This window comes from Jannaschia formosa, from assembly GCF_003340555.1.
Classification (GTDB): domain Bacteria; phylum Pseudomonadota; class Alphaproteobacteria; order Rhodobacterales; family Rhodobacteraceae; genus Jannaschia; species Jannaschia formosa.
In genome coordinates this window covers 1-10,775 of sequence record NZ_QPLJ01000048.1, presented here as the reverse complement: position 1 = coordinate 10,775, position 10,775 = coordinate 1, and the positions used below count along the sequence as shown (strand labels likewise).

At 65.8% G+C, this 10,775-nt stretch carries 12 protein-coding genes and 1 pseudogene; 7 read left to right on the top strand and 6 right to left on the bottom strand.

All coding sequences use genetic code 11. The features are described from left to right. Together DR046_RS22190 and DR046_RS22185 are read right to left on the bottom strand one after the other, a co-directional pair. Positions 1-184, bottom strand: a 184-nt coding sequence (locus DR046_RS22190) for a helix-turn-helix domain-containing protein (protein WP_209313644.1), incomplete at its 3' end; no start/stop codon positions are given. A gap of 66 nt (positions 185-250) precedes the next feature. Further along, a complete protein-coding gene (locus tag DR046_RS22185; RefSeq protein ID WP_245191057.1) occupies positions 251-1,666 on the bottom strand; it encodes an IS5 family transposase in 1,416 nt (471 codons plus the stop codon). A gap of 175 nt (positions 1,667-1,841) precedes the next feature. Between DR046_RS22185 and DR046_RS24465 the strand changes: the two are divergent. From DR046_RS24465 to DR046_RS22155, 6 genes and pseudogenes are all read left to right on the top strand, one after another. Next, a pseudogene (locus DR046_RS24465) lies at positions 1,842-2,349 on the top strand (transposase); the annotation flags it as partial. Positions 2,350-2,876: 527 nt separating this feature from the next. Then, positions 2,877-4,067, top strand: coding sequence for an AAA family ATPase (locus DR046_RS22175; protein WP_115384539.1), 1,191 nt, complete (start codon positions 2,877-2,879; stop codon positions 4,065-4,067). Next, entirely contained in the window at positions 4,067-5,059 is a 993-nt protein-coding gene (locus DR046_RS22170) for a ParB/RepB/Spo0J family partition protein (RefSeq protein ID WP_115384538.1), read from the top strand. The genes DR046_RS22175 and DR046_RS22170 overlap by 1 nt, the downstream gene beginning before the upstream one ends. Positions 5,060-5,270: 211 nt before the next feature. Further along, positions 5,271-6,497: a helix-turn-helix domain-containing protein gene (locus DR046_RS22165; protein WP_115384537.1), complete on the top strand. Its 1,227-nt coding sequence runs from the start codon at positions 5,271-5,273 to the stop codon at positions 6,495-6,497. 396 nt (positions 6,498-6,893) lie between these two features. Next, positions 6,894-7,163: a WGR domain-containing protein gene (locus DR046_RS22160; protein ID WP_280652869.1), complete on the top strand. Its 270-nt coding sequence runs from the start codon at positions 6,894-6,896 to the stop codon at positions 7,161-7,163. Between the two features lie 82 nt (positions 7,164-7,245). Beyond that, positions 7,246-8,388: a site-specific integrase gene (locus DR046_RS22155; protein ID WP_115384535.1), complete on the top strand. Its 1,143-nt coding sequence runs from the start codon at positions 7,246-7,248 to the stop codon at positions 8,386-8,388. A 43-nt stretch (positions 8,389-8,431) separates the two neighbouring features. Here the strand turns inward: DR046_RS22155 and DR046_RS22150 are convergent, their stop codons facing one another. From DR046_RS22150 to DR046_RS22135, 4 genes are all read right to left on the bottom strand, one after another. After that, positions 8,432-8,839, bottom strand: a complete 408-nt coding sequence (locus DR046_RS22150; RefSeq protein WP_115384534.1) for a hypothetical protein — start codon at positions 8,837-8,839, stop codon at positions 8,432-8,434. Positions 8,840-9,037: 198 nt separating this feature from the next. After that, the gene (locus DR046_RS22145) at positions 9,038-9,469 is read right to left on the bottom strand and encodes a hypothetical protein (RefSeq protein ID WP_167767242.1); all 432 of its coding nucleotides are present in this window, start codon (positions 9,467-9,469) and stop codon (positions 9,038-9,040) included. Positions 9,470-9,673: 204 nt separating this feature from the next. After that, positions 9,674-9,856, bottom strand: coding sequence for a hypothetical protein (locus tag DR046_RS22140; protein ID WP_115384532.1), 183 nt, complete (start codon positions 9,854-9,856; stop codon positions 9,674-9,676). Continuing rightward, on the bottom strand, positions 9,853-10,152 hold the full coding sequence (locus tag DR046_RS22135) for a hypothetical protein (RefSeq protein WP_115384531.1): 300 nt from the start codon (positions 10,150-10,152) through the stop codon (positions 9,853-9,855). The genes DR046_RS22140 and DR046_RS22135 overlap by 4 nt, the downstream gene beginning before the upstream one ends. 210 nt (positions 10,153-10,362) lie before the next feature. Here DR046_RS22135 and DR046_RS22130 point away from each other — a divergent pair. Then, positions 10,363-10,775, top strand: a 413-nt coding sequence (locus DR046_RS22130) for a hypothetical protein (protein WP_135227380.1), incomplete at its 3' end; no start/stop codon positions are given.

Sequence of the window (10,775 nt, the reverse complement as noted above, 5' to 3'; positions counted from 1 at the left end):
CCGGGACGCCCCTCACCGTCTGCCGGTCCATCCCGCAGGCCTCGGCGGCCGTCCTGCGATCCGCCCCCTCCAGAACCATCGCCAAGGCCAGCATCCGCCGAGCCGCCCGGGCGTCCCGGCTCCGCGCAGCCGCCTTCCGCAGCCCCGCCGCATCCAGATCATCCCGCGTGATCGCAACCGTCATCGCCATCCCTCCCGTCAACGAAAGAAGGGAATCACCGCCCGACAGCGCGCGCACCTCACAATCGAATCAGGGAAGAGGGCCGTTGGTATGATATGTAGTCGGTTCTGAACATCCCGCCACGGCGGCCATTCTGGCATTCTGCTCGGGCGTTCGGGCACGGATCAGCACCAGGATGCGCAGGAGGACGGCCAGGATTTCGCAGAAGAGCGCCCGGAGGTGGGCGAGGATCAGGCGGATATTGTGTCCCGCGCCGCAGAGCACGGCGTGCGGCGCGTCGCCGAGGGTGCCCTTGAGGGGCGAGCGCGACAGGCGACCGTCGGTCTTCATGTGTCCGATCGTGGGCTCGATCGCGCTTCGACGGCGGAGCGCGCGTTTGAGGGCCCGGGTCATGCCACGGCGCTGGCCGGAGATGCAGACCGCGGGGCCTGTGGCGGGCTCGATGCCGTGGCCGCGGTATCCGCGCTCGACGAAGACGCGGGTCGGACGCGCGTCGGCGAGGATCTCGACCTGCTCGAGCGCCTCGACCAGCGTATGGCCGTCATACGGGTTCCCGGGCATCGACCGCATGCCCAGCACGAAGCCTTCGCGGTGTGTCGTGGCGACCGAGACCTTGCAGCCGAACTCGTAGCGCTTGTGCGCCTTGCCCTTCGAGATGCAGTCCACATCCAGCTCGTGCAGCGCGTAGAGCTTGCGCTTGTCGCGGGGCTTCCGGGCCAGCAGGCGGCCTGCGAGGGCGAGCTGGGTCTCGATCCGGGCGCGCAGGGCATCGTCGGTGACGGTGTGCAGCCTGCGGGCGACGTCGCGCATCACGCGGCCAGTGTAGCCCTTGAGGGTGCGCAGCCCCTTCCTCATCCGCTTGAACTGCCGGGCATGAGCGTAGCGGCCAACCTGCCGGGCCAGGCGGGGGCTGAGGCGGGCATAGCTCTGGCGCAGCTCGATCCCCGCCGCGCGTGCCAAGCCCACGAGGCGCAAGCGGGCGCGCTCGTAGAGCCGGGTGTCGGTCGGATGCGCGATCGCCTTCTCCATGACGGTCGTGTCCACGATCACGTCGGCCGTGCTGCGCTCGTGGATGACGCCGGCGCCTCGTCCGGCTTCGATGGTCTTGGTTAGCAGCCATTCCACCCCCTCTTCGCCGATGCGGCCCCGCCAGCGCGTCAGTGAGGACGGGTCGATCGGCGGGCGGTGCTGGAAGAACGCCTCGCCGCAGAAGTGCTGCCAGTAGGGGTTCTCGGCCCACCGCGCCACAACCGCCTCGTCCGAGAGCGCGTAGGCGTGCTGGAGGTAGAGCAGGCCCGCCATCAACCGCGGCGAGGTTGCGGGCCGCCCCGTATGCGACGGGAAGAACCCCGCCCATTCGGCCTCAAAGAAGTCCCAGTCGATCAGCGCCTCGAGCCGCACCAGCTCGTGGCGCATGTCGATCAGATCGGTGAGCCGGGGGCGAAGCAGATCGTCCTGTTCGGGGCCGCGGCACTTCGCTCTCATCGGGGCCTCCGAAATCGCAGGGTTCCGGACCCAAGCATACCAAACCCTGCAATATCAGAACACCGGCGATCTCCGTTCATCGCCTGAAATCAGAGCGACGTGGGATATTCAGGGCGGACTAAGTGAGTTCAGCAGGTTGTTATTCCGTTCGGTTGCGAAGCCAAACGGAAATCCCATGGCCTGGACCGGACTCACCCATCGCCAACACGACCGAGCAGGCGGCAGATACGCAGGCGATTTGACCGCCGCAGAATGGGCGGTAATTGGACCGTTGCTCCTTGCGCACAAGACGACGGGCAGCCCCCACGACATGTTTGCATGATGTCGTCGACGCCAATCTCTGCGTTGCCACGACCGTTAGCCAATGGCGCATGTTGGCCAACGACTTCCCGCCGGCCTCCACGGCGCGGGGCTATTTCTATGCTTGGCGCAATGACAACCTGTTGGATGATCTGAACCGCAGGCTTATCGAGGTCGCGCGCCTTTCCGAGGGCCGCAATGCCCAGCCCATGACAGGATTCATCGACAGCCAGAGCGTGACAACAACTGAAAGCGGCGGGGTTTGCGGGTATGATGCAGGCAAGCGGATCAAGGGACGCGAACGTCATCTCGTGACCGACACGGTGGGATTGCCGGTGGGGCTCGAGGTCCACAGCGCCGCAGTTCATGATCGCGGCGGTGCGCATGTCGCCAACGGAAACCCGGTCGCGATCGCGGTCGACCGCATCCAGCCCCCAAGCCCGACGTCCTCGCGCTCGGCCGACCCGATCGCGGGTCACATGCGCGGGATCTGCCGCATCCGGCATGGGCACGAGGACATGCTGGCCTGGGCGCCGGCGTTCCAGGATTACGCGGGGAGCCGTGATCCGGGGATGGACTGGCTGGACGAGGTGGAGGCCGGGGAAGAGGATGGCGGGACGCCGGAGCCCTGAAGAGGCGGCTCTAATCCTGTTGATAACCACTCGACCGAGTCGGATCCCGGCGCGACGAACAGTCGATGGTCCTGCATCCCGAAGCTGCCGGCATCCCGGATCATGTGTCCGCCCTGCCTCTCCCGGACGTAAACATCAGAAAGGACTTGATCTTTCGGCGTATTCACTGAAGCAAGCCCGCTCCTCATCCCTGCTCATTGCTGATCGTATCAGGTTTTTCTTGTCATTCGAGGTATCCTTGACATAGTCGGGCCAACGATGAATTGGCGGGCAGATCGATGGTTGGACTGGGCGGAGAAGATCTTCGTGAGGACGGGGACATCCTCGATCGGGCCCTCGACGAGCATCGCGCATCCATTCTCACGCCGCGCAAGCGCAAGTCGGAGAAGGGCCTGAGATCCTTCACGCTGCGCGAGGCGAGCGGTTTCTTCAAGGTGAACTACAACTCCCTTCGGAGCTACCTGAAGGCACTGGACGGAGCGCCAACTGGCGAAACGTTCCCTGGGAACAGGAGGCTCTTCCGGCTGGAGGAACTGCACGAGATCCAGAGGATGCTCGTCGAAGCCGGCCGGATCCCTCGGGATTCTTATCTCCGGCGCCAGGAAGGCGAACGAATGGCCGTGATCGCGGTGGCCAACCTGAAGGGCGGGGTCGCAAAGACGAGCACGGCGGCGCATCTCGCCGCGTCGCTTGCCACGCGGGGAGCACGGGTCCTCGTCATCGACCTCGACCCTCAGTCTTCGATTTCCGATCTCTTCGACGTGAAGCCCGATATCGACGATGTTCCTTCGGTTTATGACGTCCTGAAATACGACGACCCGATGGCAATCACCGAGGCGATCAGGCCGACCTACTTTCCGAATGTCGACATCCTGGCCGGGTCGCTCTCGATGAGCGAGTTCGAGTTCGAGACCTCCGCGACCTACATGGATGGCCGACACCGCGACATGCCGTGGCACAGCCGCTTCAAGACCGCCCTGCGCATCGTCGAGGACAGGTATGACATAGTCATACACGACACGCCGCCGGTCATGAGCTTCAGCGTGCTCTCGGCGATGCACTCCTCGAACGGCCTGATCATTCCTCTATCGGCATCGATGCTGGACGCGGTGAGCCTGATGAAGTTCATCAGGCTCGCCGCTGATTCACTCGAGATCCTCGAGAAGCGCGACAAGGGCAACAGGCTTGGCTTCATCCGCTATCTCCTGACCCGGTATTCCCCACAGGACGGTCCGCAGCTCCAGCTGGCGGCGTTCCTGAGGACGCATCTCGGCAACCGGATGATAAACACGCCACTTCTCCACTCCACAGCCATGCTGGACGTCACCAATACGCTCGATCTCATGATCGAGGTGACTCCCGGTGACATCAATCGCCGAACCTACGACCGGATCATGGAAAGTCTCGACGGGATCACCGACGAGATCTCAGAAGAGGTCATGAGGTTCTGGGGAAGGGAGGTCGACTGATGGCACGCAAGGTCTTCGGCCCGGCGGCACGCCTCGAGGGCGCGGACGGGGAGAGCGCCGAGCGGGGACGCAAACCCCTGGCCAAAGGTGGCGCCGGTGCGCCCAGGTACATGCAGGGCTCCGTCGAAGCCGAGGCGGATCGCACATACGAGGACATCCCGGTCAAGCACATCCAGGATTCTCCGATCGAGGATCGGATCGACCTGACCGAGGATCTCCAGAGCCTGATGGACAGCATCGAGGCCAACGGGCAGCAGATCCCGGTCATCGTCCGCATCGTCGACAAGACCCTTCCCTACGAGATCGTCGCCGGGCGGCGCCGGCTCGAGGCGATACGCCGGCTTGGCCGGGCGACGATCCGGGGCTTCGTGACCCGGATGTCGGACGAGGAAGCCTTCGTCACCCAGGGGATCGAGAACAGCGCCAGGCTCGAGACGAGCTTCATCGAACGAGCAAGAACCGCGGTGAAGGCCTCACAGGCGGGCTACTCGCAGGAGCGGATCGGCGAGTTCCTTGCGGCAAAGCAGTCCATGATCTCCATGATGGCATCAGTCTATTCGAAGATCGGAGAGGACCTGGTCCGGGCGATCGGGCCCGCCCGCGGGATCGGACGCAGGAAATGGGAGAAGCTTGCCCGCCTTCTGGATGAAGGTCCCGTCAAGGCAGAGGCGGCGCTTCGTCTCGTCGACGGGAACATCACCGACAGCGCAGAGCGGTTCGAGGCCTTTCTTGCCGCGATATCTCAGGATGACCCGCGCGTTCCGGCATCGAGCGAAGCAGCGAAGGATCAGGCGTCATCCCGACCGAAGGATCGCGAAACGGGCCTTCGGCGGCACCTCGGCGGCGCCATCACGTCAACCTTCGTCCCCGGCAAGCTGACCCTCAAGGCCAGAACGCGGGACGAGGACGGATTTCTCCAGTTCGTCGCTGAGAGGATCGACGAACTTCGCAGTCAGTACGATCAGAAGGAGGATAGAGAAGATATAAGATAGTGATAAATCAACAGCTTAACGTTATCACCGCGGTGATAATTGCATGAGAAACCAACATGAAAGGGAGCAGAAGAGACTAGACTAGAAGGCCCCACCAAAACCGAAGTTCCGATGAGGCCCAGGTACTAGACACACCTTTGGTACATCTTCGGCGAATCGTTTGCAACGCCCATATGCGGTGAACGGCCTTCCTGTGCCTTCTGAATGACGAATGAAGAATATGATGCCCGCGGCCATGCCGCGCCGGCAGCCGGGAGAGGTTTTCCCCCACTCCCCTGCCCCCGGGAACTCGGACGTCGCCGGCGCGAGGAGCTTGCCGTGCCTCGACCGCTGGGAGATCCTGGACCTCGTGAAGACCGCCAGGCATGTCCTCCAGATAGGAGATCGTGAGATCTCCGTTCTCTCTGCGCATCTGTCCACCCTTCCCAAGGGTCCGCTGGACAGGAACGCGCCGAACCTGTCCTTCATGGAGGTCAAGAAGCTCCTCCAACGTGCGAACTGCATGGAAGAACGGACCTTCCGCCGCGGCGAAGAACGTCTCGTCGAGGTCGGACTGATCAAAAGGAAGCTGAGCGCGAACGGACGACGCTTCCCGCGCCGCGACGTGCACGGTATGATCACGGATGGCTACGGCGTCGATCTTTCCCCTCTCCTCGGCCGTGTCGAAGAGGTCGCCGAAATCGCTCGCGAGGCCGTCCGGGAGACCGCCCTGAAGCGAGACCTGATTTCGGAGCTCCGCGCACGTCTGGCCGACGCCGCCCGTCTCGCGAGGACTTCCGGTGCTGACGTCCTGGATTGGGTCGAGGAACGAGGAAACGAGATTCGAAAGCGTCTGAGGCGAAAGTCGTCATCACTGGACGATCTCAGCGCATTGCGACATGCCACGGAAGCCGTGTTCGCCGCGGTGACGCAAGCGTCTCGGCAACCGCCTCGACAGCCCGACCCCGAAGCCGACGCGTCGGTCGAAACGCGCGATACAGGGGCCGGAAAGGACCTTGGTGCGCTGTCGAAGACCCCTGCCCCGCCGGACACATCTGCCGCCGACGCCGGACAGATTGACCGGCACATAGAACCCAGACGAAAAGAAGATACTGTTGGCCTTGGCGAGAGACAGCTCCGTAACGAACTTGAAACCTCTTGGGCACGAACGAAGATCATCTCATCCTTCTTCGAAAGACCCCCTCGGACCGCCGAGGAACTTCGGGACGTCCTTCAAGGATTTTCAAGAAGTCTTGGAATGAATGGGACGGTGCTCACGGAGGCAATCGCATCTCTCGGCATAGGGCGAACAATCAAGGCCCTGGATTACATCGCGGAGAGGATCGACACGATCGCGAACGCGAGCGGTTACATGTTGTCCATTGCGCGCGCACAAAAGGCAGCAGGGCCCCACAAGGACAGAGATTTGGCGTGGAGGAGGTCAGCATCACCGCGGTGATACTCCCGGCGTTTCGTGCTCCGGATGCGCGAAACGCAGGGTTCTCTTGGCCATGACCGACCTCGGCGGGGCAAGGTGGTGAGAGGCGATCGGACCGATTATCACCGCGGTGATATTCTCGCCCCTTCCTCCCGGGCAAAGGCCATTTACACAGGCTTCTTGCGGCAATGGAACACCCGGGTAACCGTTCACGGCAGCCTTGAAGACACCGATATCACCGCGGTGATACTATCGGGGCCCCTACTGCCCACCACTAGGCTCACTCCACCCGCACCAAACGGAGGCAGCCTCGGGAACGGTGCGTCGACCTTGCCATGCCTGAATCAGAGCCTTAACGATTCACCATCGGAGGAGGGCGTCGCGATGTGACCACCGGACGACGGCGAGGGGGCGGTCCTGGTCCGCGACGAGGACTCCCTCAACATGCACCACTTCTACAGCCTCTCCGTAGACCGCGATCTGTTCGGCCAGCCCATCCTCGTGATCCGCCGGGGCCGGCGCGGCAGGCCCGGCCGGATCGGGATCGCGGAGAGCGGCCCGCGCGGTGCGATGCGCAGGCGCCTGGCCGAGATCGCAAGCTGGAAGATCCTGCGGGGCTACCGCAAGCTGGAGACCGCGGGGCCCCGGGTGGATGAGACCGCCCTGCCCCTCTTCGAGCCGCGGTGATCGCGATGAGCGCGCGGCACGCGAGGTACGGCAGCGACGCCACAGCGTTGCCCTCGGCACCCCCGACGGGTAAGGCTGACCCATGACGGATGATCATCCAGCTCGGCACCTGATCGGGCTCCGCCAAGCGGTCGACCACGCCCTCCCGGATGCCGACCGCGACACCCTCTCCCACCTCCTGCGCACCGGGATGGGCGCGAACTCGCTCCGGGCGCTGCGCTCCGACCTCGGCTATCTCGAAGCCTGGTCCCGGGCCACGCGGGGCAGGGCGCTCGACTGGCCGCCCTCGCGCGAGACTGTCCTGACATTCATCGCCCACCATCTCTGGGATCCCGACGAGAAGGTCCGCGATCCAGGCCATGGCATGCCCCGCGCCGTCTCCGAAGCGTTGAGGGAGGCGGGCGCGCTCAAGGCGCCTGGGCCTCACGCGCCGGCCACCGTCTCCCGCAGGATGGCCTCCTGGCGCGCCCTCTGCCGCTGGCGCGGCGTCGAGGGACCGTTCCCGGACCCGGAGGTCACGGCAACGCTCCGCGCCGCGGTAAAGGCGTCGGCGCGGGAGCGCGGCCGCCACTCGAAGCGCGTCGTCGACAAGGATCTTGCCGCAGCACTTCTGGATCATCTGAAGATCGAGGCCGCGAGCAATGTCGCCCAGGACCGCGAGACGGCCGGCATGCGCATGCGGGCGCTGCGCGACCGCGCCCTGATCGCGACGATGTTCGCCTCGGGCGGCCGGCGCCGGTCCGAGGTCGCGAGCCTCGTCCGGGGGCAGGTCCTCCGCCTCGAGGATATCGACGCCGGCGACGGCACGACGCTCACGAGCGTGGGGCTGCGGCTCGGCCGGACCAAGACGACCTCCGCAGGCGACGCCGCGCGGGTCTTCCTGTCGGGCAGGGCGGCCGTGGCGCTTCTCGCCTGGATCGAGGCCGCCGGGATCGAGGCGGGCCACGTCTTCCGCCGGATCGATCGCTGGGGGACGATGTCGGAACACGGGATCGCGCCCGCCGCGGTGAACGCCGTGCTGAAGGCGCGGCTTGCCGAACTCGGCCACGACCCGCGGGACTTCTCGGCCCATGGCGTGCGCGCGGGCTACATCACCTCGGCACTGAAGGCGGGGATTCCGGCGCCGGAGGTCATGGAGCAGACGCTGCACCGCTCGATGGACACGCTGCTGGGCTACTTCAAGGACGAGAAGCAGCGGGAGGGCAGGGCAGCGCGGCTGCTCTGACGGCCTCGCGAAGATCGCTCGCCCGATCCCTCTCCCGCCCGCCTCAGGCCGCGGCGCGCTTGCGCCCCGTCCCGTCCGACCGGATCTCCGGCGCCACGATCCAGAACTCGAGATGGGCGCGCAGGAAGGAGAGATCGCCGGCGCTCCCCGAGAGGAGAAGCTCGATCGGCCTCCGCCCTCCGAGATCGGAGAGCCGGTGCTGGCCGCGGATCCAGATCTGGCGTTCCTTCGGATCAGGGAAGACCCGGTCCACGAGACCCGAGACCGCCGCCATCGCGTCGATGCGGGCGATGGCCTCTTCGGGAATGTCGAGAGGCCGCGGCAGGAAGGCGGCCGGATCGGGCATGGCGCGCCGCGCCTCTGCCGCGGTAAGCCCGAGGGCGAGGGCGATCTCCCGGATGCGTGTGATGGCCCGGAAGCCGGTGGAAGCGTAATCTCGTGCGGTCGACATGTCCCCATACCTCTTCGAACTGGGTTCGGGGGCAGAGATATGCGGGATCGGTCCGGGCAGGGCGGCCCGCCGGGCTGCGGTGCCCGGATATCCACATCATTCCGGGTGGAACCTCGGGGCTGTCCGCCTCGCAAGTGGACACGACACACCCGGAAAGAGGGGACTCGCGTCCACTTGCGAGGCAACCATGAACGCCGTTCAATTGCCGAGTGCGCAACTCTCGTGGAAGAACCCGTCCTCGAAGCCCCCCGGGTAGCGGGCGAAGGTCGATACCATCTCGCGCATGCTCTCCTCCTGGCTCGGCGCGCGCGCCAGGAGCTTCTGCTGGCCGCGCCAGAGCGCCCGGCAGCAGGCCGGAGAGATCGTGGCTTGGCGGATGCCGCGGACGACTGTCAGCCCGTCGACGAGCACGAAGGTCATCAGCATGTGCTCGGAGGGCTCGGGCTCGGGCAGGGCTGGCTCGCCCGTCTCCAGGGCCGTGGCCGGCGTCCAGACGATGTCGAAGTTGAACCCCTCGAAGGCGGGGCTCACCATCAGGAAGGTCCGCGCGACGGCGACGCGGAAGCGGGCAGGGCCGCCGAACGTCTCCGCATCTCCCTTCCGGAAGTCGGCGAGCGCCATGAGGACCATCTGCGACGGCATGTCGATGCCGCCGGAGGTCCCCGTCCCGAGGAGCTTCTCGTAGCGCGCCCGTCAGCGTGCGGCCAACCACCAGGAAATCCGGATCGTCGGTCATGACGGGGAGGGGCCTGAAGGGGGCAGCCGTGGCGACCAGGCCGCGCAGGGCTCGTGCGCGCCCGGCAGGCCGGGGCAGGGTGGTGGCATCGGGTTCGGTCATCGGTCGGTTCCATCGGTCTTCGGTTCCGCGACGAAATCGCCGCGGCGGTGATCGGCCCGCAGCGTGTAGCACGCCGCGAGCTCCGTCCGTTCGCCGTCGGTCCAGGACCGGCCGTCGGGCCATCCTAGGTCCCGGCGCAGCTTCTTCTTCAACTCGGCCATGGTCTGGGCCCGGATCATCCTCGTCCTCCTTTTCGGTCGACGCAGAGGGCAGGAGGAGAGTGATCCCGACCCGAGGCCCGGATCAGGAGCGCGATCGCGAAGGCCTCGAGGGGAGACATGGGGTCGGCCATGTCCCCGAATGCCGCGACCTCCGCGATCCGCTTCTCGGCCTGGCCGGTCGCGGCGTTCAGCCGGACGCTATCGAAGAACGGGCTGTCCAGGTTCCCGACGAGGTTCGTCACGCCCGCCGTGCCCCCCGGGGCAAGGCTCGATCTCATCGCGTCGAAGGGCAGGACAGGACCGGGTCCGGCCATCGATCTTTCCTTGCGGAGGGTCGCTCCCCCACCCATCCGGGCGTCTGCCGAGCAATGTCCCCAAATGTTCCTGTAGACCAGCGATAAGGGGCGTTAGCGTTGGTCACGAGACAGGAAGCCAAACACCGAGACGACTGTGGCAACCTGTGATTTTCGTGCATATGATGCCCATAAATCATTGTGATGATATTCGGAAGCAGGAAGGCCGACATGAGTCCCGAGGCCCCCGAAACCCTGCTGATGCGGCTCCTCGCGCTCGAGACCCGCGCCGCCAGGCTCGAAGGGGCCTTCGGCGCCGATCCCGAGCTCGGCCTGATGTGGCGGGCGGGGGCCGCGCTCACCGAGGCCTGCCGCTCGGTCGCGCTCGAGGACATCCACGTCACCGAGGGCGACGTCGTGCTGCGCGCCCACGAGCACGGCACCTCCGAGATCGGACCGGCCGAGACGGCGCGCGGGGTCGAGGCCGCCTCCGACCTGCTCGCGGTGATCGCCGCGCCGGGCCACCTGCGCACGGCCCCCGAGACCGTGATCGCGCGCTGCCTGCGCGGCACCCTGCGCACGGAGATCGACCTCTCAGGACCCGACGAGCATCCCGAGCAGCGCGAGGACCGGGAGCGGGACGC

What these genes read in the sequence shown, in the direction of transcription:
- DR046_RS22185 (WP_245191057.1), bottom strand. Translation starts at nt 1,666, where the DNA reads ATGAGAGCGAAGTGCCGCGGCCCCGAACAGGACGATCTGCTTCGCCCC.
- DR046_RS22175 (WP_115384539.1), top strand. Translation starts at nt 2,877, where the DNA reads ATGGTTGGACTGGGCGGAGAAGATCTTCGTGAGGACGGGGACATCCTC.
- DR046_RS22170 (WP_115384538.1), top strand. Translation starts at nt 4,067, where the DNA reads ATGGCACGCAAGGTCTTCGGCCCGGCGGCACGCCTCGAGGGCGCGGAC.
- DR046_RS22165 (WP_115384537.1), top strand. Translation starts at nt 5,271, where the DNA reads ATGAAGAATATGATGCCCGCGGCCATGCCGCGCCGGCAGCCGGGAGAG.
- DR046_RS22155 (WP_115384535.1), top strand. Translation starts at nt 7,246, where the DNA reads ATGACGGATGATCATCCAGCTCGGCACCTGATCGGGCTCCGCCAAGCG.
- DR046_RS22150 (WP_115384534.1), bottom strand. Translation starts at nt 8,839, where the DNA reads ATGTCGACCGCACGAGATTACGCTTCCACCGGCTTCCGGGCCATCACA.
- DR046_RS22145 (WP_167767242.1), bottom strand. Translation starts at nt 9,469, where the DNA reads ATGGTCCTCATGGCGCTCGCCGACTTCCGGAAGGGAGATGCGGAGACG.
- DR046_RS22140 (WP_115384532.1), bottom strand. Translation starts at nt 9,856, where the DNA reads ATGATCCGGGCCCAGACCATGGCCGAGTTGAAGAAGAAGCTGCGCCGG.
- DR046_RS22135 (WP_115384531.1), bottom strand. Translation starts at nt 10,152, where the DNA reads ATGGCCGGACCCGGTCCTGTCCTGCCCTTCGACGCGATGAGATCGAGC.